The organism is Clostridium sp. MT-14, from assembly GCF_042436595.1.
Classification (GTDB): domain Bacteria; phylum Bacillota; class Clostridia; order Clostridiales; family Clostridiaceae; genus Clostridium_B; species Clostridium_B aromativorans.
In genome coordinates this window covers 13,069-37,851 of sequence record NZ_JBHMIY010000020.1, presented here as the reverse complement: position 1 = coordinate 37,851, position 24,783 = coordinate 13,069, and the positions used below count along the sequence as shown (strand labels likewise).

At 33.7% G+C, this 24,783-nt stretch carries 24 protein-coding genes and 1 other annotated feature; of the genes, 22 read left to right on the top strand and 2 right to left on the bottom strand.

Translation table 11 applies throughout. The features are described 5' to 3' along the window. Positions 1-27 precede the first annotated feature (27 nt). The 4 genes from ACFHWD_RS13525 to ACFHWD_RS13510 are packed head-to-tail and all read left to right on the top strand — an operon-like array spanning position 28 to position 2,902. Positions 28-615: a hypothetical protein gene (locus tag ACFHWD_RS13525; protein ID WP_150358296.1), complete on the top strand. Its 588-nt coding sequence runs from the start codon at positions 28-30 to the stop codon at positions 613-615. A 56-nt stretch (positions 616-671) separates the two neighbouring features. Continuing rightward, entirely contained in the window at positions 672-1,589 is a 918-nt protein-coding gene (locus ACFHWD_RS13520; protein ID WP_150358297.1) for an AEC family transporter, read from the top strand. Between the two features lie 21 nt (positions 1,590-1,610). Further along, positions 1,611-2,384, top strand: coding sequence for a histidinol phosphate phosphatase (locus tag ACFHWD_RS13515; protein WP_179977215.1), 774 nt, complete (start codon positions 1,611-1,613; stop codon positions 2,382-2,384). An 11-nt stretch (positions 2,385-2,395) separates the two neighbouring features. Next, positions 2,396-2,902: a flavin reductase family protein gene (locus ACFHWD_RS13510; RefSeq protein WP_150358299.1), complete on the top strand. Its 507-nt coding sequence runs from the start codon at positions 2,396-2,398 to the stop codon at positions 2,900-2,902. Between the two features lie 83 nt (positions 2,903-2,985). Here ACFHWD_RS13510 and ACFHWD_RS13505 read toward each other — a convergent pair whose 3' ends face one another. Together ACFHWD_RS13505 and ACFHWD_RS13500 are read right to left on the bottom strand one after the other, a co-directional pair. Next, entirely contained in the window at positions 2,986-3,267 is a 282-nt protein-coding gene (locus ACFHWD_RS13505) for a metal-sensitive transcriptional regulator (RefSeq protein ID WP_150358300.1), read from the bottom strand. Positions 3,268-3,336: 69 nt separating this feature from the next. Next, entirely contained in the window at positions 3,337-5,208 is a 1,872-nt protein-coding gene (locus tag ACFHWD_RS13500) for a cation-translocating P-type ATPase (RefSeq protein WP_150358301.1), read from the bottom strand. A 329-nt stretch (positions 5,209-5,537) separates the two neighbouring features. On the opposite strand from ACFHWD_RS13500, the gene ACFHWD_RS13495 reads away from it, so the two are divergent. The 18 genes from ACFHWD_RS13495 (at position 5,538) to ACFHWD_RS13410 (ending at position 24,765) form a co-directional block, all read left to right on the top strand. Continuing rightward, the gene (locus tag ACFHWD_RS13495) at positions 5,538-5,984 is read left to right on the top strand and encodes an Rrf2 family transcriptional regulator (protein WP_150358302.1); all 447 of its coding nucleotides are present in this window, start codon (positions 5,538-5,540) and stop codon (positions 5,982-5,984) included. 90 nt (positions 5,985-6,074) lie between these two features. Beyond that, a complete protein-coding gene (locus tag ACFHWD_RS13490; RefSeq protein ID WP_150358220.1) occupies positions 6,075-6,569 on the top strand; it encodes a PRC-barrel domain-containing protein in 495 nt (164 codons plus the stop codon). Positions 6,570-6,608: 39 nt separating this feature from the next. Beyond that, positions 6,609-7,634 (top strand): AI-2E family transporter, encoded by a 1,026-nt coding sequence (locus ACFHWD_RS13485; protein WP_378062312.1) that lies wholly within the window; start codon positions 6,609-6,611, stop codon positions 7,632-7,634. A 61-nt stretch (positions 7,635-7,695) separates the two neighbouring features. Continuing rightward, positions 7,696-7,884 (top strand) — a binding site (T-box leader). Between the two features lie 71 nt (positions 7,885-7,955). Further along, positions 7,956-10,595, top strand: a complete 2,640-nt coding sequence (alaS, locus tag ACFHWD_RS13480; protein WP_378062310.1) for an alanine--tRNA ligase — start codon at positions 7,956-7,958, stop codon at positions 10,593-10,595. A 61-nt stretch (positions 10,596-10,656) separates the two neighbouring features. After that, positions 10,657-10,908 (top strand): IreB family regulatory phosphoprotein, encoded by a 252-nt coding sequence (locus ACFHWD_RS13475; protein ID WP_150358223.1) that lies wholly within the window; start codon positions 10,657-10,659, stop codon positions 10,906-10,908. Positions 10,909-10,969: 61 nt separating this feature from the next. Continuing rightward, a complete protein-coding gene (gene ruvX / locus ACFHWD_RS13470) occupies positions 10,970-11,383 on the top strand; it encodes a Holliday junction resolvase RuvX (protein ID WP_150358224.1) in 414 nt (137 codons plus the stop codon). 46 nt (positions 11,384-11,429) lie between these two features. Continuing rightward, positions 11,430-11,678 (top strand): DUF1292 domain-containing protein, encoded by a 249-nt coding sequence (locus ACFHWD_RS13465; protein ID WP_378062307.1) that lies wholly within the window; start codon positions 11,430-11,432, stop codon positions 11,676-11,678. A gap of 103 nt (positions 11,679-11,781) precedes the next feature. After that, positions 11,782-12,246, top strand: a complete 465-nt coding sequence (locus tag ACFHWD_RS13460; RefSeq protein WP_150358226.1) for a Fur family transcriptional regulator — start codon at positions 11,782-11,784, stop codon at positions 12,244-12,246. Between the two features lie 171 nt (positions 12,247-12,417). Then, positions 12,418-14,085, top strand: coding sequence for a ribonuclease J (locus ACFHWD_RS13455; RefSeq protein WP_378062304.1), 1,668 nt, complete (start codon positions 12,418-12,420; stop codon positions 14,083-14,085). 32 nt (positions 14,086-14,117) lie between these two features. Continuing rightward, the gene (locus ACFHWD_RS13450; protein ID WP_378062302.1) at positions 14,118-14,495 is read left to right on the top strand and encodes a YlbF family regulator; all 378 of its coding nucleotides are present in this window, start codon (positions 14,118-14,120) and stop codon (positions 14,493-14,495) included. A 170-nt stretch (positions 14,496-14,665) separates the two neighbouring features. After that, positions 14,666-16,489 carry a translational GTPase TypA gene (typA, locus tag ACFHWD_RS13445; RefSeq protein ID WP_150358229.1) on the top strand — a complete coding sequence of 608 codons (1,824 nt, stop codon included), beginning with the start codon at positions 14,666-14,668 and terminating at the stop codon, positions 16,487-16,489. 15 nt (positions 16,490-16,504) lie between these two features. Continuing rightward, positions 16,505-17,530, top strand: coding sequence for an endolytic transglycosylase MltG (gene mltG / locus ACFHWD_RS13440; protein ID WP_378062300.1), 1,026 nt, complete (start codon positions 16,505-16,507; stop codon positions 17,528-17,530). A gap of 20 nt (positions 17,531-17,550) precedes the next feature. Beyond that, positions 17,551-18,198 (top strand): O-methyltransferase, encoded by a 648-nt coding sequence (locus ACFHWD_RS13435; protein ID WP_179977216.1) that lies wholly within the window; start codon positions 17,551-17,553, stop codon positions 18,196-18,198. Between the two features lies 1 nt (position 18,199). Next, positions 18,200-19,423 carry a U32 family peptidase gene (locus ACFHWD_RS13430; RefSeq protein ID WP_378062298.1) on the top strand — a complete coding sequence of 408 codons (1,224 nt, stop codon included), beginning with the start codon at positions 18,200-18,202 and terminating at the stop codon, positions 19,421-19,423. 81 nt (positions 19,424-19,504) lie between these two features. Next, positions 19,505-21,169, top strand: a complete 1,665-nt coding sequence (locus ACFHWD_RS13425) for a peptidoglycan D,D-transpeptidase FtsI family protein (RefSeq protein WP_378062296.1) — start codon at positions 19,505-19,507, stop codon at positions 21,167-21,169. Between the two features lie 74 nt (positions 21,170-21,243). Next, positions 21,244-21,945: an RNA polymerase sporulation sigma factor SigK gene (gene sigK / locus ACFHWD_RS13420; protein ID WP_150358234.1), complete on the top strand. Its 702-nt coding sequence runs from the start codon at positions 21,244-21,246 to the stop codon at positions 21,943-21,945. A 360-nt stretch (positions 21,946-22,305) separates the two neighbouring features. Continuing rightward, a complete protein-coding gene (locus ACFHWD_RS13415; RefSeq protein ID WP_378062293.1) occupies positions 22,306-23,361 on the top strand; it encodes a type IV pilus twitching motility protein PilT in 1,056 nt (351 codons plus the stop codon). 129 nt (positions 23,362-23,490) lie between these two features. After that, the gene (locus ACFHWD_RS13410) at positions 23,491-24,765 is read left to right on the top strand and encodes a glycosyltransferase family 2 protein (RefSeq protein WP_378062291.1); all 1,275 of its coding nucleotides are present in this window, start codon (positions 23,491-23,493) and stop codon (positions 24,763-24,765) included. The last annotated feature ends 18 nt before the right edge of the window (positions 24,766-24,783 follow it).

Genomic DNA, 24,783 nt, shown 5'->3' with positions numbered 1-24,783 from the left:
ACTTTAAGATTGAAGGTGGGATATGAGATGGATAAATCTGAACTTTTGTCTGAACTGGTGGAGGTATCTGCCAGGCCTATATTTCAAGCAAAAAATTACTGGCATAAAAGTGTGTACAGCACGTTGGAAGCCAGGAGGAAAGCTGCAAAAGAAAGTGAAAATTATGCATTGGCTTTGAAAGCTGACATTGTATCCATAAAAAGGCTTTGGGAAAAACAGCTGAAAGTTATAGAAAAATGGGCAAGGGATGAAAAAATACCTGATACAGATGAAATTGGCAGGACTATAGAAAATATTGAAAGAGAATCTAAAACGGAAATAATGGGGAATAAGATAATTTTTGAAAATGAAGATAAATTAAATAGGGATGAGCTTGATTTTATAGAAAGATACAGTTCCATAGAAGATTTAAATGAAAGAATTGCATCTATGGAAGAGGATTATCTGTATTTCCGGATAAGAGATTATATAATTTTAAATTTATTTCAGTTTTTGGAGGAAAATAGAGAAATGGCACTTAGCATATTGAGTGGAAATGTCCCCCAAAATGTAGAGAAGATATCTGATTTAATCTGTAAACATGCGGATAGGTGCATGTATATTGATTTAGAATGAGATTGATTTAATATGAATTTTCACTTTTAAGGGAATAAAAATTAGGGGGAGCATTATTGGACGTTAAGGTAGTAAATGAAGTAATAATATTATCACTTATGATGATGGTGGGGGTGTTTGCGAGAAAAAAAGATATAATAACTAAAGAGACGGTGGGAAGTCTATCGGATTTTTTACTGAAGGTAACTCTGCCGGCTATGGTGCTGACTTCTTTTAATTATAGTTATTCGGAAAAAATGGTAAAAAATGCAGAAGATATATTTATATATGCTGCAATCCTTCAGATAGGCCTTATACTTTTTAGCAAATTGTTGACCTTTAAAAACAAGGATAATGCTAAAAAGGTCTTGAGATTTATAATTATATTTTCCAACAGCGGGTTCATGGGATATCCTGTTCTGGAAGGCATATTCGGGAAAATAGGTATATTTTATGCAGCTATATTCAACATACCATACAATATTTTTATGTTTAGTGTGGGAATTATGATATATACTGAAAAAAGTGACTTAAAGACAACAAAAGAGGTGGTTTTAAATCCGGCAATAATTGCAACAGTAATTGGTTTTTTGATGTTTTTATTTTCTATAAAAATGCCATATACTTTATATACTGCGGCAAGTGCGGTGGGAGCTATGACTACTCCACTTTCGATGATCTTAGTTGGAGCTATGCTGGCGGAAGTAAAATTGAAGGATATATTTTCAGGAGTTTTAGTGTATTATGGATGTTTTTTAAGGCTGATATTAGTACCTATTTTTACAGTTTTACTGTTGAAAATATTACATACAGATAATTTGATAATTCAGATATGTGCTATAATTGAAGCCATGCCTGCGGCAGTTGTAGCTTCTGTATTTGCACAGAAATACAGAGCAGATACAGAACTGGCAGCCAGAATTATATTCATGAGCACCATAATGTCGATGTTCACCATTCCAGCAGTGACATTGTTTCTAAAATATATAATTTAAAAGTTTATAGGAGATGGTATATTGTTTGATACACATGTACATACTACTTTTTCTACGGATTCAGACATGAAGATAGAATCTGCTGAGAAATATGCGGAGGAAAATTGTGTGTCCCTTATAATAACTGAGCATATGGATATCAATTTTCCTAAAAAGGGTTTGTTCTGCTTTGACGTAAATAGATACTTCCAGGAATATTTCAAGTGGAGAAAGGATGATTTGCTTCTGGGGATAGAGCTTGGAATGAAAGAGGACTGTGTAAAAGAGAGTAAAAAGCTTATAGAGGACAATTCGTTTGATTATGTAATAGGCTCCATACATCTAATTGACAATATGGATTTATATTATCCTGATTATTATAAAGGAAAGACCAAAAAGGAAGCTTATCTCAAGTATCTCCAGGTTATGTTCGATAATCTGAATTATTTTGACTTTATAGATAGTTTGGGACACATTGATTACATAGCCAGATATGCCAAATATGAGGACAGTGAGTTGTATTACAACAGCTTTTCGGATATAATAGATGAGATATTAAAAAGACTTATAGAAAAAGGAATATGTCTGGAGCTAAATACCAGAAGACTTGGCAATTACAGTTCAATAAAAAGTATGATTGATATATACAGAAGGTTTGAAGAACTGGGAGGAAAGTACATAACTGTAGGATCTGATGCCCATGATCCTTCTGCTATAGGAATAAATTTTAAAGATGCAGTGGAAATTGCTGAACTCTGCAATCTAAAAATTGTATATTTTAAAAATAGGTCGAAGGAATATGATAAAAACTTATAGGAGGGTTAATTATGGAATTTACACATAATATGGAGCAGACTATTGAGAGTATAGGAAAAGGAAGAGCTTTTCTAACAAGTAAGTACGATGATAGAATAAATACCATGACTATAGGATGGGGGAGTATTGGTATTATATGGAGGAAACCTGTTTTTACTGTCCTTGTGAGAGAATCCAGGTATACAAGAGAATTCATAGAAAAAAGTGGAAATTTTACTGTAAGTGTATGTTTTGATGACAGCATGAAAAAGGCATTTTCAATATGCGGGACAAAATCAGGAAGAGATATAGACAAATTTAAAGAGTGCAATTTGAAAGCAGTTCCGGGTAAAAGCGTGAGCAGCCCTGTAATGGGTGGATGTAATATATATTATGAATGCAAGGTTGTATATAAAAGGGATATGGATAAAAAGTTTTTATCTGAAGATGTGGATTCAGATTGCTACGGCGGCAGTAATACAGGGGATTATCATACAATTTATTATGGAGAAATAGTAAATTGTTATGAAGCACAATAAGCCTGAAAATAGTTTAACAGTGCAGCCATAAGAAGTTTTCAACTGTAACTTCTTATGGCTGCACTGAGTTTTCCGTTGAATTTTTAAATCATCTTTGTATATTGATTTAAAGCACGTTTCAGGCTGTCGATTTGAGGTTCTCTGTCTTTACTGCGAAGTGCGTCAAGAACACAGTGATCGAGATGATCTTCTAATACAATTTGGCTGATTTTTTGTAAAGCTGCTTTTGCAGAATTGAGCTGAATGATAATTTCGTCACAGGGTTTGTCATTTTCCAGCATCTTGCATATGCCATTTAACTGCCCCTGAATTCTATTGATTCTCTGACATAGTTTCTTTATATCGTGATGTTGATAATCAGGCATGAGATCCACTCCTTTTAAATTATACTATAAAAATTATAGCAAAAATGCAAATTTTAATTTTGAAGATAATCAACTGATCTCCTCTTTATATGTGAGCAGCAGGGCGGAGTTTACAACTACAAATACTGAACCGCAGTTATGAACAAGTGCTGCTGTCACAGGATTTAAAATGCCAAAGCCCGCGAGGATAATGGCGAAAAAGTTGATGCACATGGAGATGATGATGTTAAAAATAATGCGGCTCCTGGTTTTACGACAGAGCCTTATTAAAAAGGGAAGCTTGCTTATATCGTCGCTCATCAAAGCGATATCTGCGGCTTCAATGGCCACATCTGAGCCTATGGCACCCATGACAATACCTACAGAAGCTGTGGCTAAAGCTGGGGCGTCATTTACTCCATCTCCCAGCATGCCTACAGAATACCCCTCTTCTATTAATTTTTTTATTGTAGCGGATTTGTCTCCAGGAAGCTGGGAAGCAAATATGTCTGTCATGTTTATGGATTGTCCAATAGAATTGGCAACGGTTTGATTGTCTCCTGTTAGCATGATCATATGTGATATACCAGCTTTTTTTAAATCTGAAATTGTGCTTTTAGCCTCTTTTCGAAGAGTATCTGCAATGGTTATAATTCCTGCAATTTTTCCATCTAAAGCAACGGGTAAAACGGTCTTTCCATATTTTTGAGTCTGTTCAATAAACTCCAAGGCTCTTGGAGAACTATTTATAAGCTCTTGTCCAATAATTTTCATACCGATTGAGAGTTTGTGCCCACAAATTGTTGCAGAAATACCTTTCCCAGCCTCCATTGCAAAGGATTCAGGATCCTCTGGAGTAATGTTATGACTTTGGCTGTATGCAACAACGGCTTTTCCCAATGGATGTTCAGAAAATTTTTCTGTACTGGCAATCAGTTTTATAAAATCTGTCTTACTTATATTTTGGTCAAATATTACAATATCCTCTACTTGAAGTTTGCCATAAGTAAGTGTTCCTGTTTTATCCATAACTATGGTATCGAGTTTTGCGGCAGTTTCTACTGCAGAACCTGATTTAATAAGTATTCCCTTTTTTGTGGCATTTCCAATTGCAGCCATTATGGCAGTAGGAGTGGCAAGTATCAGTGAGCAGGGGCAAAAGACAACCAATGCTGTAACTGCTCTGTGAATATCCTTTGTAATAATCAAGATCAATATAGAGCAGCCTAGGGCAATTGGAACGAGAATACGGGCCCATTTATCTGCAATACGGACGATGGGTGCCTTGTTTTCTTCAGCTTGTTTTACTAGATGGATCATCTTTTTAAGGGAGGAGTCATCACCTACATTGATGGCTTTAATTTCTATAGCACCCTGTTGGTTTATGGTACCCTGATATACTTCATCTCCAGCTGTTTTGTCAACGGGAACGGATTCACCGGTCATGATTGATTGGTCAATTGAAGTGTTTCCACTGAGTATTCTGCCGTCAACGGGAATAGACTCACCGGGACGAACTAAGAGAATATCACCCTTTTTAACTTCTGATACCAATATTTCTCTATCACCGTTTAAACTGTGCAGACATGCTTTTTGAGGTGTGAGTTTTATAAGTGACTGCAGGCTTTTATGAGATCTATCTGCTGTAACATCCTCTAACACTGTGCCCAGCTGCATGATGAAAGCGACTTCTCCGGCAGCAAAATATTGGCCTATTATAAGTGCAGCTATTAGTGCAATTGCCACTAGAAGATCAGCGGTAACATCAAATTCTGTAATCAGTCCTTTGGTGGCCCCAAAAACTATGGGAATTCCACTTATGATAATGGCGATCCAGGCTGCATCAAAGGGTAATTGCGGAATCAATTTAAAAAAACTTATAATTAAAACTATTCCTGATAGTATTGTTAGACATAATGTACGAAATTCTTCTTTCTCTCGAAACTTATCAATAACATACATAATGAAGTTCCACCTTTCTTTTGATCAATTTACGATTAATGAAGATTTTTTTTTGGCCGTACTGAGAGTCCACTGAATTTTATGTTGGAACTGTGATATTTAAATATGCCATATGCCCCTATGTGGTATATGATTATTTTAGAAAAAATTATCCTCTTTGTCAACTACAGTCAGCCATCAACTACATGTAGAAATTATTTGGATGAATTTAATCCGTCAGTTTAGTAGACAAAAATACTTGAAGTTTATAGTTGACAATTTTACTCTGATTTGATAATATAAAAAATATAATAGGTAAAGTATTTAAAAAGTAGATGGGAAGTGGTTACTTGAAATTATCTACAAAAGGAAGATATGGTGTAAAAGCTATGGTGGATTTAGCTATTCACTATAGTGAGGAACCTTCATCTATAAAGAGTATATCAGAAAGACAAAACATATCGGAATATTATTTAGAACAGTTATTTTCCAGTTTGAGAAAATCCAATTTGATCAAGAGTATAAGGGGAGCACAAGGTGGATATATTTTAAATAGAGAACCTAAAGATATAACAATAGCTGATATAATGGGAGTATTGGAGGGTCCTGTAGAAATTTCAGATTGTATAGATGAAAATAGTGAAAGTTCTTGCAGCAGGATAGATTGTTGTGCTACCAGACTTTTATGGAGCAAAATTAAGGAGAGCATAGATCAGGTTATGAAATTTACTACTTTGCAGGATATGGTAGATGATTATAATCAAATGATACAGCAGAAGAATAAAAGAAATAAATAGATAATCTATTAAAATATAACTTCTAAAAGTTATATTTTTTTATTTTTTTGGATAAAATAAGAATATTATTTTTAAACTAAAGGTGATATTTTGTATAGAACTATGGATTTTATATTTAAAGATGTAATAGACCTTTCTGGAAAAATGCTGGGATTTATAAGTGATATAATATTGGATTTTAACGGCAAAAAAATAGATGGATTTATAATAACTCCTAATAACATATTTAAAAAAACTTTGAATGTCAATATAGAAAATGTGGTAAATTTTACTTCTGTAATAGTTGTAACTGCTGTGAGTAGAGGGAAATGCCTTCAATTTGAAGATATAAAGAATATGGATGTGGTGAATGAGAGAGGTGAGCTGATTGGAATGGTTGAAGATATTTTATTTGACAGAGAGAAATTTTCCATAAGGGCTCTCATATTGTCCACTGGATTTATAAATAATTTTATAAAAGGCAAAAAAGTTCTGCTTATAAATGATTTGATATTGGGGGACAAAAATTTGTTATACAGAGGTAAAAATCGAAATCTCGAATTTTTCAATTCAGCCCATAAATTATTAAAAAAAGAGAAAAGCTAGGTATTGTAAATTAAAGAAGAATTATGGAAGATGATGCGGATGAATATTTATAAAAAAAGCAGTATTAGATATATCACTGTGGCGGTTATAACAGCGGCATTGATTGTATTTATCATTATGAGTTCTCTATTGAGAGAGCTTATATGTTTAATCTTTATATCTTTTTTAATAGCATATACGCTGAGGCCGATATATAATTCCATGTTAAATAGGGGAATTAACGGAAGAGTGGGAGCTTTTTTTTTGATAAGCTTATTGATTCTGCTTATAGTAGGTGTCTTTGCAATTCTCATACCTTCTTTGTTTAGAGAAAGTTTGAATTTTAACTCTGCTGCAGAAAGAATTCAAAATATGGTAGATAATTTTTATGTGAAATTAAAACCGATTCACGATAACAAAACTATTTATTCACTGATAAACAGTTTAAATAGTAAAATAGACAGTGGAATTGTAAATATATTCAATAAAATGTTTGATTTTATAATTTATATAGGACAAAATTTATTATCTGTAATAGTCATACCTATAATAGCTTATTATTTCTTAGCAGACGGGGAGTATATAAATGGAAAGATTCTGTCTATATTTCCAATGGACAGCAGAAATGTAATTGAAAAGATGTGCTGTCATGCAGATAAAATATTGGGTAGATATATAATGAGCCAGCTCATTTTAAGCGGGCTTGTGGGTATAGCCACATTTTTTATTTTAGTGAGTTTAAAGGTGGATTTTCCCATTATATTGTCCATATTAAATGCATTTTTTAATATAATTCCATATTTTGGGCCTATATTTGGAGCGCTGCCAGCTGTAGTTATAGCTCTTATAGAATCTCCCAGGGCAGCACTGTGGACTGCAGTATGGTTATATGTATTGCAGCAGATAGAAGGCAATATGCTGTCTCCAAAAGTTACAGGGGACAGTGTAAGTATGCATCCTCTAGTAATAATACTTCTTTTAATAGTCGGAGGAAAAGCAGCGGGATTTATCGGAATGGTACTGGCAGTGCCCATAGGGGTTATAGTTAAAATAATGTATGAAGATTTAAACTACTATTTATTTTGATTTAATCGATAAATATTGACATAAGTGTGCATTTAACTTATAATTTGTATCATAATCGAATGATGAAGTGATGAATAGAAGGAGTAGGTATTTTCTTATATTAAAGAGAGGAAGTGGAAGGTGAAAACTTCCTGTAGGATATATTGAAGCTGTCTAGGAACTTGTATTATGTTGTTTAAGAGATATAGATTGTATTTTGAATATCTATATAATTAGGGTGGTACCGCGAAGAGAATCTTTCGTCCCTTAGGGGAATGAGGGATTCTTATTATTTTAAACGTGGATTAAATATGATATTGAAGTTGAAAGGGAGAGATATATATGGAAAAATTAGGGCTGAATCAAATTAGGGAATTGTACTTGAAATTTTTCGAAGGAAAAGGACATTTGAGAATGCACAGTTTTTCATTAGTTCCTAAAAATGATAAGAGTTTACTTTTGATTAACGCTGGTATGGCGCCGCTTAAACCATATTTTACAGGGCTTAAAATACCGCCTCGGAAAAGAGTTACTACCTGTCAAAAGTGTATAAGAACGGGGGATATTGAGAATGTAGGTAAGACTTCACGCCACGGCACTTTTTTTGAAATGCTGGGAAATTTTTCTTTTGGGGACTATTTTAAAAAAGAGATAATTCCATGGGCCTGGGAATTTACTACTGAAGTTTTGAAGCTGCCAAAGGATAGATTATATGTTACAATATACTTAGATGATGATGAGGCCTATGATATATGGGTAAAGGATACCGATATAGATAGTTCAAGGATTTTTAGACTTGGCAAGGAAGATAATTTTTGGGAACACGGTGTAGGTCCCTGCGGACCCTGTTCTGAAATTCACTATGATAGAGGAGAGGGAAAGATAGATACAGTAGAAGAATTTGTGAAAGCAGGGGATAATGATCGGGTACTGGAATTTTGGAATTTAGTGTTTACTCAATTTGACAGGGATGAACAGGGGAATTATAATAGACTTCCAAAGCCTAATATAGATACGGGTATGGGGCTTGAAAGAATGGCAGTTATAATGCAGGATAAAGAAAGTATATTTGAGGTAGATACTATAAAAGCTATATTAAAAGAAGTAAGTGATATGTCCTGTAATTCCTATGGTAAAGATAAAAATAGTGATATATCTATCAGAGTGATAACAGATCACATAAGAAGCATTGTATTTATGGTGAGCGATGGAATACTTCCTTCTAATGAAGGGCGCGGATATGTACTCAGAAGACTTTTGAGAAGGGCAGCAAAACATGGCAGATCTCTTGGAATTAAAGGTTCTTTTCTATATAAACTTTCTAAATCTGTGATAGATAATTCTTATGAAGGCTATCCCGAATTGAGAGAAAGGGAGGATTATATAAGAAAGATAATAAAGATTGAAGAGGAAAGGTTTGCCGTGACAATAGACAGTGGTATTCAGATTTTAAATGAATTTATATCCCAATTGAAAGAGAATGACAGCTCAGTATTAGATGGGGATAAGGTATTTAAATTATATGATACCTATGGTTTCCCTGTAGAGCTTACTGAAGAGATATTGGAAGAAAACAACATGACTGCAGATTTGGAAGGCTTTAATGAAAACATGGAAAATCAACGAAACATGGCAAGAGCCGCCAGGATGGAAACAAATTATATGGGTGCAGAAGATACCATATTGAATAAAATTCCCATGGAGGTTAATACTGTATTTGAAGGTTATGATAAACTGAAGTCAAAATCTAAAGTCAAAGTCATGATGAAGGATGAAGAGTTTGTATCTCATTTAAGCGAAGGAGAAGAGGGAGTTATAGTAGTTGAAAATACACCTTTTTATGCTGAAATGGGTGGACAGGTAGGAGATAGTGGAATCATATACAATGATGATTTTAAAGGTGAAGTGTTAGACTGTAAAAATAATGTGGCAGGTAAAATACTCCATTTTATAAGGGTGAATTCAGGCGGCTTGAGTTTGAATGACGATGTTGTTTTGAGTGTGAATGAGAATAGAAGAAATAGCATAAGAAAAAACCACACTGCAACTCATATATTAGATGAAACCCTGAAGAGGGTTTTGGGAGAACAGGTACACCAATCTGGTTCCTATGTGGATGAACACAGATTGAGGTTTGATTTCAATTATTTTGAGCCTCTGAGCAGTGATACATTGAGGAAAATTGAAGATATGGTCAATAAGAATATAATGGCAGTTCATCAGGTGAAAACTGCTGAGATGCCTTTGGAAGAAGCTAAAAAAAGCGGGGCAATAGCACTTTTTGACAGTAAATATAAGGATAAAGTAAGGGTAGTTTCTGTGGGAAATTTCAGCAGTGAACTCTGTGGTGGAACTCATGTAAATAATTCTGGTGAAATAGGATTGTTTAAGATAATATCTGAAACTGGAATAGCTGCCGGTATTAGGAGAATAGAGGCTGTTACCGGCGAAAGTGCAATAAAATATCTGAATTTGAGAGATTATATGTTAAAGGAAATATCGGGTAAATTGAAATGTTCTGAGAAGGAAATAATTCATAAATTGGATCTGCAATTCAATGAACTGAAGGCAGCTGAGAGGGAAATTCAGCAATTGAAGTCAAAATTGGCAGGTAACGCGGAAACTGATATTCTGGATGGAATGAAAATAATTGGAAAAACGAAGCTTTTTACAGGGGTGCTAAAAGAAGTTGATGCCAGTGCACTTAGGGAATTGGGAGATAAGTTTAGAAATAAGTATGACAACTGTTTAGTGGTATTGGGAAGTAGTGTAAAGGGAAAAGTTCAACTCATAGCTATGGCAACTGAAGAGGCAGTGAAAAGTGGTATTCATTGTGGAAAGATAATAAAGGAGGTTGCGGCTGTCACTGGAGGAAGTGGAGGAGGAAGACCGGATATGGCACAAGCCGGAGGAAAATCACCTGAAAAATTAGAAGAAGCTATAGGAAAATGCAGTATAATTATGGAAAAAAAAGTTAGATAGTATACATTTTATGAAATATGTTTTATAATAGATCTATTAGAATGTTAGCGGGGTGATATATATGGGCAAGGACAATACTATTCAGTTTGACATTTCTGAGAGTAAGAAAGCACTGACAAAAGAGATATTAACTGAAGTTTATGATTCGCTAATTAAAAAGGGATACAATCCGGTAAATCAGCTGGTAGGATACTTGATTTCAGGGGATCCAACTTATATAACAAATTATAATGGAGCAAGGTCATTGGTGAGGAAACTTGAGAGAGATGAGATACTTGAGGAAGTTTTGAAAGTCTATTTAGATATAAAATAAAAATGTCCTTTTAGGGCATTTTTATTTTAAATGTGAGCATAATATTGAGGAGAGTGAAAATTTGAGAATACTGGGACTGGATATAGGGGATAGAACTATAGGTGTTGCACTCAGTGATCCATTGGGATTTACAGCACAGGGAGTTACTACTATAAAGAGAAGGGGAATGGAAAAGGATATTGATGAGCTGAGATCTGTTTGTGAAAAATATGGTGTAGAATTAATTGTCTCCGGACTTCCTAAAAATATGAATGGAACACTTGGTCCCCAGAGTGAGAAAGTGATGGATTTTTGCAAAAGAATAGAGAAGCTTATAAAATTACCCGTAAAAATGTGGGATGAAAGATTAACTACCGTGGCAGCAAATAGAGCCATGTTAGAGGGAGATCTCTCCAGGGCAAAGAGAAAAAAGATAGTAGATAAAATGGCTGCTGTATATATTTTGCAGGGGTATTTGGACAGTATTTCGAAATGATTTATTTTGATAAATCTAATTCTTTGAATAAAGGGGAAAAAATTGAATGGGAGAAAATATCAGAAACTTAATACTGGAGGATGAAGATGGCAAAAAAGTTCAATTTGAAGTGATTACCAAATTGGATATAGAAGATAGAGAGTATGTAATTGTAATGCCTGAAGAGTGTAGAGAATCAGAGGAAGCCATAGTGCTTAAGATAATAGAAGATGAAAATGGCGAGGGAATTTTTGCAACGGTGGAAGATGAAGATGAATTTAACCAGGTTTCAGAAGTATATGAAACTTTGTTTTAATGTTAATTGATTTTCAATTGACAATATTTTTCTGTTATATTAGACTTAAAATAGAAAAGTTTTTGTGGGTGTTTTAAAATTTAAGTTGAAATGGGGTATAGTTATGTCAAAGCTTTCCTCTTCAGAAATAGAGAGATTAAAAAATAGCCTGAAGGAAAAAGGGTATAAGCTTACACCTCAAAGGAGGGCTATAGTTGATATTATAATAAGAAATGAAGGACAGCATCTTACAACGGAAGAAATATATGATCAAGTTAGAAGTGAGTGTCCTGAAATTGGTTTAGCTACAGTTTATAGAACTGTACAACTTTTAGATGAGATAGGAGTTATATGTAAATTGGACTTGGATGATGGATGTAATAGATATGAAATAATACACAAGGAAGAAAATCACCAGCATCATCATTTGATATGTAATAAATGTTCAAAAATAATTGAGGTGACGGATGATCTTTTGGAACCCCTTGAGAGGGAAATAGAAAAGAAATATGATTTTAAAATTTTAAATCACAGTTTAAAATTTTATGGAATATGCAGTGACTGTAAAAAGTCCGGCAAATACAAGTAAAATTGCAATTTGTAATTTTTATATTTTATGAAAGAGTTATTTGACATAGGATGCGGATAGGGTACGTTTTTAATTTGATATTCATATTGTTTTAACATAACTTGTTCATAAGATATTTATTACCAAGTTGTAAAAATATTAAAATAAATTAAATAAGGAGGGAAGATTTTATTGCGAAAAGAAAGAGATAAAGTAAAAATTATTCCATTAGGCGGACTAAGTGAAATAGGAAAAAATATTACAGTAATAGAATACAAAGATGAGATAATAGTGATTGACTGCGGGATGGAGTTTCCAAGTGAAGAAATGTTAGGAATAGATATAGTCATACCCGATACAACTTATCTTAAAAAAAACATAGATAAGGTAAAAGGCATATTTTTAACTCATGGACATGAAGACCACATAGGGGCACTGCCGTATGTATTGAAAGAGATCAATGTACCTGTATATGGGAGCAAATTGACGTTGGGGATTGTTGATTCAAAATTAAAGGAACACGGTTTAAGTGGATCAGTGGATTTAAAGTGCATAAAAGCAGGCGACGTAATTAAGTTAAATAGAATGTCCGTGGAATTTATAAGAACCAGTCACAGTATAGCTGATTCCATGGCTATTGCAGTATATACCCCGGTGGGTATAATACTTCATACTGGTGATTTTAAGGTGGATTATACACCTATTGATGGCAGCGTAATTGATCTGGCTAGATTTGCAGAACTTGGGAAAAAGGGAGTAACTGTTATGCTGGCAGACAGCACTAACGTGGAAAGACCTGGATATACTATGTCGGAGAGGACGGTAGGACAGACCTTTCAAAAATTTTTTGCTGTGGCAAAAAGTAGAATAATAGTTGCCACTTTTGCATCTAATATTCACAGGATACAACAGGTAATTACTGCTGCTGAAAAATATGACAGGAAAGTGGCTGTTTCAGGTAGAAGTATGGAAAATATAATGGAAGTAGCTATGAATTTGGGATATATAAATATTAGGAAAAATACTCTTATAAATGTAGACAATATAAATAAATATCCCGGAAACAAGATAGTTATAATAACTACTGGAAGTCAGGGTGAACCTATGTCAGCACTTTCTAGAATGGCAGCTTCTGAGCATAAAAAAATAAGTATTATTCCAGGGGACACAATAATAATTTCAGCAAATCCCATACCTGGAAATGAAAAATTGGTGTCAAAGGTGATAAATCAATTGTTTAAAAAGGGAGCAGAAGTAATATATGAAGCTCTGGCGGATGTTCATGTATCAGGGCATGCCTGCCAAGAAGAATTGAAACTTATGCATACTCTTGTAAAACCCAAATTTTTTATACCTGTACATGGAGAATACAGACATCTAAAACAGCATGCAGATTTAGCGATGAATCTTGGACTTAACCCCAATAACATAATCATAGCAGACAATGGGGATGTTATAGAAGTTTCCAGAGATTCCATAAGAAAAAATGGAACAGTGGTATCGGGACAGGTATTTGTAGATGGCTTGGGAGTTGGAGATGTGGGGAATATAGTCTTAAGGGATAGAAGACATCTTTCTCAGGACGGAATACTTACAGTGGTTATTACTATTGAAAAAGAAACGGGTACCGTCATTGCAGGACCTGATATAATATCCAGAGGTTTTGTGTATGTTCGGGAATCAGAAGATCTAATGGAAGAGGCAAGGGAACTTGTTCGTGGTGCTTTAAAAGATTGCGAGGAAAAACATATTACAGAATGGTCAAGCATAAAATCCAATGTAAAAGAAGTACTTAGATCATTTCTCTACGAGAAGACGAAGAGAAAACCTATGATATTGCCAATAATTATGGAAATATAATATTGTATTAAAAATTAGGAGAGTATTTGATAATGAATATATATGATAGAACAAGAGAATTTGCAGAAGAGCTTAAAACATGTGATGAAGTGGTTGATCTTCAAAGATTGAGTCAAAGAATAAAAAACAATGAAGATTATACAAGAATATTGAGTGATTTTAGAAAAATACAAGTGGAGGCCTATTCGCAGCAAGTTCAAAATGGAAAGATCTCAGAGGAGATTATGGAAAAGTTTAAAAATATGGGCTCTGTGATTTCTGCTAATCCTCCTGTAAATGAATATATACAGGCAGAACAAAAATTCAGTGTAATGTGGCAGGACATATTAAAGATATTAAATGATGCCATAGGGGTAGATTTTTCTTTTGGAAAAGATAAAAATAAAGTTAATGTGCCTGAAAACCGTTAACTTAAGCATTATAAAGTTGACTTTTTAATACTATGATATTAGAATAAATATGGCAGCTCTAAATTGGATACAAAAAAGGTATCCAATTTTTTTGAGTGCTTATCCAATTCATAATGAATTTTGATATTTGAATATATTCCATAGGTTAAAAATAAATTGGAGGAGTAATAATGAATTTATTTACAAGAAATGATATAAGAAATGTGGCAATAATTGCACATGTAGATCATGGCAAAACTACATTAGTAGACGCATTATTAAAACAGAGCAATATATTTAGGGCAAATGAAAAAGTGGAAGAGAGGGTTATGGATTCAAATGCTATTGAAAGAGAGAGAGGAATTACCATACTTTCAAAAAATACTTCCGTAACTCATAAGGGGATTAAGATCAATATTGTAGATACACCAGGCCATGCAGATTTTGGCGGTGAGGTAGAACGTGTACTTGAGATGGTAGATAGTGTTCTATTGGTGGTAGATGCTGCTGAAGGCCCAATGCCGCAGACAAAATTTGTTTTAAAAAAGGCATTGGAATTAAAACTAAAACCAATAGTTGTAATAAACAAAATAGATAAACCAGATGCAAGACCATCTGAGGTTTTAGACGAAGTATTTGATCTGTTTATAGAGTTGGGGGCCAGTGACGAACAATTGGATTTCAGTGTGGTCTATTGTTCGGCAAAGGCGGGATTTGCTAAAAAGGAGATGGAGGATAAATCCACTAACATGGAACCTCTTTTCGATACTATAATAAAAAATGTTCCAGCACCTCAGGGATATCTGGATATGCCCCTTCAACTTCTAGTAACGACTATAGATCACAATGAATATGTAGGAAGAATAGGTGTTGGAAAGATAACGAGAGGTAGCATAAAGAAAAATGAACAAGTTGCTCTCATAAGAAAGGGAAATAAAATAGAAAATGTGAAGGTGTCAAATCTATATGTATATGATGGATTAAAAAAGGAAGAAGTAGAAGAGGCCAAACTGGGAGATATAGTTGCAGTTTCAGGAATTCCCGACATAAATATAGGTGAGACTATAGCTGATGCTTTAAATCCGGAAGCACTTCCTTTTGTAGATATAGATGAACCTACGCTGACTATGAATTTCATGGTAAATGATTCTCCATTTGCTGGTAGAGAAGGAGATTTTGTGACATCAAGGCATTTAAGAGACAGACTTATGAGAGAATTGGAGACTAATGTAGCCCTTAGGGTGGAAGAAACTGATTCACCAGACTGTTTTAAGGTAAGTGGAAGAGGAGAACTTCACCTCTCAGTTTTGATAGAAACCATGAGAAGGGAGGGTTATGAATTTCAAGTTTCCAAACCAACAGTGATATTTAAAGAAAAAGATGGAAAAAGATTAGAACCTATTGAATACCTCACTATAGACGTACCTGAAGAATTTATGGGAGTGGTTATGGAAAAACTGGGTCCGAGAAAAGCTGAAATGGTAAATATGACTTCAGCTGTAAATGGATATACCAGATTGGAATTTAGGATACCCGCCAGAGGATTGATTGGGTTTAGGAGTGAATTTATGACTGATACTAAGGGCAACGGTATAATGAACCATGTATTGGACGGATATGAAGAGTACAAGGGTGAGATACCCGGCAGGACAAGAGGCTCCCTGGTAGTATTTGAACCTGGAGTATCTATAACTTATGGACTTTTTAATGCTCAAGAGAGAGGAACACTATTTATAGGACCTGGAGTAGAAGTATATGAGGGTATGATAGCTGGTGAGTGTTCAAGACCGGAGGATATAGAGGTAAATGTATGCAAGAAAAAGCATCTGTCAAATACCAGATCCTCAGGAGCTGATGAAGCGCTGAAATTAGTGCCCGTGACGGAAATGACTCTGGAAAAGTCGCTGGAATTTATAGCACCGGATGAATTGGTAGAAATTACTCCCAAGAGTATAAGAATGAGAAAGAAAATATTGAATACGGATCTCAGGAAAAAGGCCATGAGAAGAAAATAGGAAGGATTGTTTACAGTGAAAAGACACTTAAAAAAAAGTATTTTTTTACTTTGTAGTGTGGCTTTAGTTTTATTAATTGCCGGTGTCTTGTATTATTTCATTCAAAATACAAGATACCCATTTAAAACAAACGGAAAAAAGATAAATTTTCAGATAAAACAAGGGGAAAGGTTAGAGCAGGTTATAGATAATCTGAGCAGCAGTAAATTAGTAAAAAATCCACTTTTGATAAAATGGTATACAAAAAGGCATTTTGAAAATGGTCTGTTAAAACCTGGAAAGTATTCCTTTTCTAAAGGTATAAGCTTGAGTAATTTTGTACTCTATGTGGAAAGGGGAATTAGGGATGACAGACCTGTAAAAGTTATAATACCTGAAGGATATGATATAAAGCAGATAGGAAATTTACTGGAGAAAAAGGGGATAATAAGCAGCTCGAATTTTATAAAAAGCTGCAGGGAGTATAAACTGCCTGATTTTGTGAAGAAAGATTCAAAAAGAAGGTATGCCCTGGAAGGGTATTTATTTCCGGATACCTATGATTTTCTCAAAGGAAGCAGCGGAGATTATATAATTGAAGTGATGCTAAATAGATTTTCTGATGTCATGAATAAAGTACAGGAGGGTACAGGAAAACATTTAAACATTCAAGAAATGGATAAAATCATAACCATGGCTTCTATAGTTGAAAGAGAAGTGAAAAAACCCGAGGAGAGGGGAAAGGCAGCTTCTGTATTTTACAATAGATTAAAAAGGAATATGAAGCTTCAGTCCTGTGCTACAGTATTGTATGCACTGAATGTGCACAAGGATAAGGTGTATTATAAAGATTTACAAGTAGACTCCCCGTATAACACTTATAAAGTAAATGGACTTCCTGAGGGGCCTATATCCAATCCAGGAAAGGGCTGTATAATAGCGGCTATAAATCCTGAAAAGACAAATTATCTTTATTTTGTTTCTGAAAATAATGGAACTCATTTTTTTACAGATAGTAATGAAAAGTTTTTGGAGGTCAAAAAAACTACTCAGGGTGAATGACCGACCTTTTGGAGGAAGATATGAGTGAAGTTGAACATGAATATATAAAAGAATATATAACGTCCTTAATAGGAAGTCATAGTGGAATATTAAAGGAAATAGAGGAGTATGCATCTGAAAATTCCATACCGATAGTGCATAGAGAGATGGCAAGATTTTTAGAGCTTATGATAAATATGAAAAGACCATCTAGGGTTCTTGAACTTGGAACTGCTGTTGGATATTCTGCCATTTTAATGAGTCTCAGTTCCCATAAAAAAAATCATATAACCACTATTGAAAGGGACAAAAATATGGTTGAAATTGCTAGAAAAAATATAAAAAGATATAATTTTGAACAATATATAGATGTTATTGAGGGAGATTGTATGGAAATACTTAAGAATATTAGAGAAAAATTTGATCTTATATTCATTGATGCCGGAAAGGCACATTACAATCATTTTTTACCCTACTGTTTAAAACTTTTAGACGAAGAAGGCGTAATAGTGGCAGATAATGTATTGTTCAGGGGAATGGTGGCTTCTGATGAATTAGTAAAGAGAAGAAAAATAACCATAGTCAAGAGAATGAGAGAATACTTAAAAATTGTATCTGATGACAATAAATTTATAACTTCAATTATACCTATGGGAGATGGTATTGCTGTTACTATGAGGAGGAATTGAGATGAATAAAAAGCCGGAGTTATTGGCACCTGCGGGCAATTTGGAAAAGCTGAAAACTGCCGTGGATTTTGGGGCGGATGCAGTCTATTTAGGAGGAAATAAGCTTAATCTTAGAGCATTTGCAGACAATTTTACGGATGAAGAACTTATAGAAGGTATGAAATATGTTCATGAAAGGGGAAAGAAGGCATTTATAACTGTCAATGTATTTCCACATAATGCTGATCTAGAGGGATTGGAAGGTTACCTAAAGAAATTGTATAAATTGGATGTAGACGGGATAATTGTGTCAGATCCAGGGATAATAATGGCTGCCAGGAAAATCGTGCCGAATCTGGAGCTGCATCTAAGTACTCAGAGTAATAATGTGAATTGGATGTCTGCTATATTTTGGTATAGACAGGGTATAAAGAGAATAGTTCTTGCCAGGGAACTTTCGCTTGAAGAAATAAAAGAGATAAGGCAGCATTTACCAGAAGATTGTGAAATAGAGGCTTTTGTTCATGGAGCCATGTGTATGGCCTATTCGGGAAGATGCATGCTTTCAAATTATATGACAGGAAGAGATTCCAATAGGGGGCAGTGTGCCCAGCCTTGCAGATATAAATACTATCTTATGGAAGAGAAGAGGCCGGGAGAATACTTTCCTGTATTTGAAGATAACAGAGGGAACTATATTTTAAATTCTAAAGATCTCTGTATGATAGAACATATTCCAGAATTAGTAGAAGCGGGCATAAATTCATTTAAGATAGAGGGAAGAATGAAAAGTGCATATTATGTAGCTACTGTAGTTAAAGCCTATAGAAGGGCTATGGATTCCTATTTTGAAAACCCTGATACATATGTATTTGAGGAGAAATGGCTGGAGGATTTGATGAAAGCCAGTCATAGAAAATATTTTACAGGATTCTATTTTGGAGATAAAGACAGCCAAATTTTCGAAAATTCATCTTATATAAGAAATTATGATATAGTTGGCTTAGTTAAAGATTATGATAAGCACAATAATACCGTGGTTATAGAACAGAGAAATAAAGTATACAGTGGAGATATGGTGGAAGTATTAAGGCCTATAGGAGACAGTTTTAAAGTATATCTAAAAGATATGAGAGATGAAAATGGGGAGAAAATAGAATCAGCTCCTGTTGCCCAGATGATATTTACTGCAGTAGTGGATAGAATATTGGAAAAGGGAGATATGCTTATAAAAGCTAAACTATAAGTTACAACCTGGTAAAATTATATCCAGGTGAATAAAATACCTTATTTTGGATAGAAATTAGTCTAGATGAGGTGTTTTTTTATGTTAAAGATAAACAGGCATATAATACAAAAAAGACAATATATTTTATTTTTCATAATTATTTTAGCGTTTTCCCTGCTGTATTTTAAAATAATAAAACTTCAGTATTTTGGAAGTAGTAAATTGAGTGTAATGGCAGATTCACAATATTCCTATAAAGAGGATTTAACCGATGTAAATTATATGTTATATGATTGCCATGGGAAACAATTTATGAGTTATGATAAAAAATATTATGTGGTTATATCGCCAGAAGTATTTTTGAAAGATAATGAAAATGTGGATTCAGAGAAGATGCTCACTTTAATTTATACTCTTAGAAATTATGACAGTGATTACGATATATCTAAAGCTGGAGTATTGAATAAAAGTGAGAAATTATATTATGAGGTGGATGTAAACACCTACAATAAGTTAAAAAATATAACTGGAATAAATGGAGTCTATACGTATGTTTATTCTCCTTTAAATAAAGCTGGTATATGGAGTATAGGAAATTTACTTCTAAATCCTAAGAGAACTGAGAATAACCAAATTAAAAATAAAAATTCCTTAGAAATGCAGATATATGAGAAGACAAAAGACAATGATAAACCTGAGGTCGTATTTGAAAGGGATGTAGATGGAAAGATAATAAATAAAAAAGTGAATTATCCTGAAAACAATGTAAATGTGAGATTGACTATAGATAAAAGTATACAGGACAAGATAAAAGAAATATTAAATGAGGGAAAAAATAAAGAATTTAGTCAGATAGGTGTGGTTTTGATGGAGGCGGATACGGGAAAAATAAAGGCACTTGTACAGAAAGATGACAGTAAACCAAATGTAAATATAGGTGCTGCCACTAATCATGGATTTTTTCCCGGCTCCATATTTAAAGTTATAGTAGAAGAGGCAGGACTTGATAAAAATATCATAAATGTAAATGACAAATTTACCTGCAAAGGACTGTATGAGGTAGAAGATGAGGCAAATCATGGCACACTGACTCCAGGAGAAGCACTGACTGTATCCTGCAATGATGTGTTTGCCCAGATAGGGGAAAAGGTGGGATTTAATAATTTTTATGACAATGCAAAAAGTCAGGGATTATTTCAAACAGTTTTAAATTTAGATGGTGAGAAATCAGGACTGTTTGAGGTAAAAAATCCAAGTTATGCCGACGGAAGCTTATCCCTTGCATCTATAGGGCAAAATATTAGGATAACTCCGATAGAAGCTATCAGCATACCAAATACAGTGGTAAATGATGGAGTGTATGTAAAGCCGTATATATTAGATGCCTATGTGGATGATAAAAATAGTAATATAGAAAAATTGAATACCACAAGTAGTTCCGTTATAAAGAAATCAACAGCTGAGGAAATGAAAGAACAGATGATAAATGTAGTGAAAAATGGTACAGGAAAATCTGCATATGTAGATGGCATGGAAGTTGGAGGAAAAACGGGAAGCACCCAGCGAATAGAGCTGACAGGTAAAAATAAGACAGCAGAGGAACATTCAGATGGATGGTTTGTAGGATTTTTTAAGTATAATGACAAGTACTATTCTATGGTTGTTTTTGTAAAGGATATAGATAAAAATAATGAAAGCGGTGGGAATACTGCTGCCCCAATATTTAGGGATATAGTTTCAAACATACAGCAATATCTAAATTAAATTTTATTTATATATGCACTTTTTGAAAAAGCTGCTCATAGTATATTAATAAGCACTATTAGGAGGAGCAGCTGGTGTTTATAACAAATTACTTATTAGATATTATTGGGAATGTAGTATTTATGACGGCTTATGTTACAAATAATAATTCATTTCCACAACCTCTAAGTGATGATGAAGAAGCATATTATTTAAGAAAGTTAAAAGAAGGGGATCTACTTGCTAAAAGCATTTTAGTGGAGAGAAATTTGAGGTTGGTAGCACATATTGTAAAGAAGTATTCTTATCCGGGAAAAGAAGTAGATGACTTAATCTCTATTGGAACTGTAGGATTGATCAAGGCGATAGATTCTTTTGATGCATCCAAGGGGACTAGGTTAGCAACATATGCGGCAAAATGTATAGAAAACGAAATATTGATGCTTATAAGAAATAATAAGAAAATTAGAAATGAAGTGTATTTACAAGATCCAATAGGTGTGGATAAAGAGGGAAATGAAATATCTTTGATGGATGTGCTTAGCAGCGATGAAAATTCTATAATTGAAATTGTAGAACAGAAAATACAGGTGAAAAAATTATATTCTAAGATAAATACATGTTTGTCTCAAAGAGAAAAGAGTGTTGTGGAAATGAGATATGGGCTTTTAGAGGGGAAGCCCAGAACTCAAAGAGAAATAGCAAAAATACTTGGCATATCCAGATCTTATGTATCTAGAATCGAAAAAAAAGCGTTAAAAAAATTATACAAGGAATTAAATTATTGGACAAAATGATTTTTATATTGAACTTGTAAATTTTTAATAAATTCCATGGTATATGTTATCGTTGTATTTTGAACTATAAGAAATTTAATAAATATGTAATAGTATGCACATGGAATTTATGGCATTTTTAGATTATTTTAATTTTAAATATATGATTCAGCCTGTAAATTCAGTAAATAATTTTTATTAAAATAAAAATATATATAAAAGTTAAATAATAGATGACGAATATAGGTAGGGAAGGATTTGCATAAAATATTTATTCTCGCTTTAAATTGATAATAATTTTTTAATTAATTTAAATGGTAAATATTATTTAAAAAAGTAGTAACGTTCTCGGGATAAATGCTTTAGAAAGGGGAACTTAAAATGGTAGTCCTAAAAGAACTATTAAAACAAACTATTGAAAAAAATGCATCAGATTTGCATCTGACAGTTGGGGCACCTCCTGTAGTAAGGGTGAATGGCGAACTTAAGAAATTGGGAAAGGAAAAACTACAGCCGGCGGACACTGAAAGGTTTTCCAAGGAAATATTAGGTGAAGACTATGAGAGATACAATAAGACTGGTGAGATTGATATATCTTTTTCCATATCGGGTCTTGGAAGATTTAGAGTAAATCTGTTTAAGCAGAGAGGTAGTTGTGCCATTGCAATAAGAGTCATAGGTTTAAAAATACCTACTTTGAATGAACTTAAATTTCCACCTGAGGTAAAAAAACTTTTAGATTGCAAGAAGGGGTTAATTTTAGTGACGGGATCTACAGGGTCCGGAAAAAGCACTACATTGGCAGCTATGATAAATGAGATCAATTCCAATAGAGCTGCACATATAATCACTCTTGAAGATCCAATAGAATATTTACATAAGCATAACAAGTCCATAATAAGTCAAAGAGAAATAGGTAAAGATTCCCTAAGTTATGCCAATGCATTAAAATCAGTGCTTAGGGAAGATCCAGATGTGATTTTAGTGGGGGAGATGAGAGATCTTGAAACCATATCTACTACTCTCGCTGCAGCTGAAACTGGACATTTAGTATTTTCAACTTTACATACCATAGGCACTGCTAAGACTATAGACAGAATTGTGGATGTATTTCCACCTTATCAGCAGCAGCAGGTAAAGATACAGCTGGCAGCTGTACTGAAGGGTATAATATGCCAACAGCTTATACCTAAGCTGGATGGTAAAGATAGAATAGCGGCAATTGAAATCATGATTGCTACCACGGCTATTAAAAACATGATAAGAGAAGGAAAAACTAATCAGATAGAATCTTCAATGCAGACGGGAGTAAAATATGGAATGAGAACTATGGATATGTCACTTGCAGAACTCTACAGAAAAGGATATATATCCTATGATTCTGCTATGGGTTATGCTATTGACAATAATATGCTTGCCAGAATAATTTCTTTATAGAAGGATATGAAAAGGGATAGAGTGAAAATTCTATCTCTTTTACTGTATATTATTTTAGAGTTTATTGTAAATTACTATAGTAATTAAATTTTAGTTGTGCTAAAATAACCTTAAATTAGGGGGATTAAGATGAGCATTTTTAAAGAAATAATTAATTATGCCTCTCGCATTTTAACTTACACAGTCTATATAGTATCTATATACTATTTGTGCATATCGTTTTTTGGCTTGCTGAGGAAAAGAGACACTGAACAGATAAAACCAAAAAGGAGTTTTGCACTGATTATAGCAGCCCACAATGAAGAAATTGTAATTGGTGATATTATAGAAAGCTTAAAGGAGTTGGATTACCCTAAAAAATTGTATGATATTTTTGTGATTGCGGATAATTGTACGGATAAAACTGCATTGAAAGCTAGAAAAAAAGGTGCCTTTGTGTATGAGAGAAGTAGTACAGGAAAGCGCGGCAAGGGTTATGCACTTGAATGGATGTTTGATAAGATATTTAATATGGAAAAAAAATATGATGATATAGCTATATTTGATGCAGATAATATTGTACACAAAAACTTCTTGAAAGAAATGAACAAACAGCTCTGTAAGGGATATAAAGTTGTTCAAGGCTATTTAGACAGTAAAAATCCTGGCGATACGTGGATTACAGGAAGCTATTCCATAGCGTTTTGGGCCAATAATAGGATGTTTCAATTAGCCAGAAGTAATTTGGGATTATCAGCCCAATTAGGCGGGACGGGTTTTGTGGTAGATACTGATATTTTGAAGAAATTGGGCTGGGGAGCTACATGCCTGACGGAGGATTTAGAATTTACCTGCAAATTAATATTACATGGATATAAAGTGGGATGGGCTCATGATGCTATAGTGTATGATGAAAAGCCTCTTACACTTTGGCAGTCATGGAATCAAAGAAAAAGATGGATGCAGGGATTTACGGATGTATCAAGTAGATATTTTTTTAAGCTTGTAAAGAAATCAATAAGAAACTGCAACTTTTTGTTGATGGACTGTGCTCTTTACAGTATTCAACCTATAATAGCTGTACTCATAGGATTTTCAGCTATAAGTGGTGGAATTCAACAGATTATGAAAGCACTTGATTTGATATCTGGTTTTAATACAGTTGTATATTCTATTAATTTTAATTTGTTGACCGTAGCGATGATATTACTTTTGGTGTTACAATTTATTTACACTCCTTTTATATTGATTTTGGAGAAAAAATTAAATTTTAAAACATTTGTATACTACATATTTTATCCGGTATATGCAATTACCTGGTTCCCAATTTCACTGTTAGGTATAATAGGCAAGAATAATAAGGAATGGAATCACACTGTCCATAGTCGGAGTGTAAAGATAAAAGATTTAGAAAAAGCTAATTAAACAGGGAAAAATTTTGAT

Bases quoted from the DNA above. Each gene is read 5' to 3' on its own strand.
- ACFHWD_RS13430 (WP_378062298.1), top strand. From the start codon at position 18,200: ATGAATAAAAAGCCGGAGTTATTGGCACCTGCGGGCAATTTGGAAAAG.
- ACFHWD_RS13410 (WP_378062291.1), top strand. From the start codon at position 23,491: ATGAGCATTTTTAAAGAAATAATTAATTATGCCTCTCGCATTTTAACT.
- typA (WP_150358229.1), top strand. From the start codon at position 14,666: ATGAATTTATTTACAAGAAATGATATAAGAAATGTGGCAATAATTGCA.
- alaS (WP_378062310.1), top strand. From the start codon at position 7,956: ATGGAAAAATTAGGGCTGAATCAAATTAGGGAATTGTACTTGAAATTT.
- ACFHWD_RS13500 (WP_150358301.1), bottom strand. From the start codon at position 5,208: ATGTATGTTATTGATAAGTTTCGAGAGAAAGAAGAATTTCGTACATTA.
- ACFHWD_RS13450 (WP_378062302.1), top strand. From the start codon at position 14,118: ATGAATATATATGATAGAACAAGAGAATTTGCAGAAGAGCTTAAAACA.
- ACFHWD_RS13510 (WP_150358299.1), top strand. From the start codon at position 2,396: ATGGAATTTACACATAATATGGAGCAGACTATTGAGAGTATAGGAAAA.
- ACFHWD_RS13435 (WP_179977216.1), top strand. From the start codon at position 17,551: ATGAGTGAAGTTGAACATGAATATATAAAAGAATATATAACGTCCTTA.
- ACFHWD_RS13485 (WP_378062312.1), top strand. From the start codon at position 6,609: ATGAATATTTATAAAAAAAGCAGTATTAGATATATCACTGTGGCGGTT.
- ACFHWD_RS13415 (WP_378062293.1), top strand. From the start codon at position 22,306: ATGGTAGTCCTAAAAGAACTATTAAAACAAACTATTGAAAAAAATGCA.
- ACFHWD_RS13465 (WP_378062307.1), top strand. From the start codon at position 11,430: ATGGGAGAAAATATCAGAAACTTAATACTGGAGGATGAAGATGGCAAA.
- ACFHWD_RS13460 (WP_150358226.1), top strand. From the start codon at position 11,782: ATGTCAAAGCTTTCCTCTTCAGAAATAGAGAGATTAAAAAATAGCCTG.
- ACFHWD_RS13475 (WP_150358223.1), top strand. From the start codon at position 10,657: ATGGGCAAGGACAATACTATTCAGTTTGACATTTCTGAGAGTAAGAAA.
- ACFHWD_RS13425 (WP_378062296.1), top strand. From the start codon at position 19,505: ATGTTAAAGATAAACAGGCATATAATACAAAAAAGACAATATATTTTA.
- ACFHWD_RS13525 (WP_150358296.1), top strand. From the start codon at position 28: ATGGATAAATCTGAACTTTTGTCTGAACTGGTGGAGGTATCTGCCAGG.
- ACFHWD_RS13505 (WP_150358300.1), bottom strand. From the start codon at position 3,267: ATGCCTGATTATCAACATCACGATATAAAGAAACTATGTCAGAGAATC.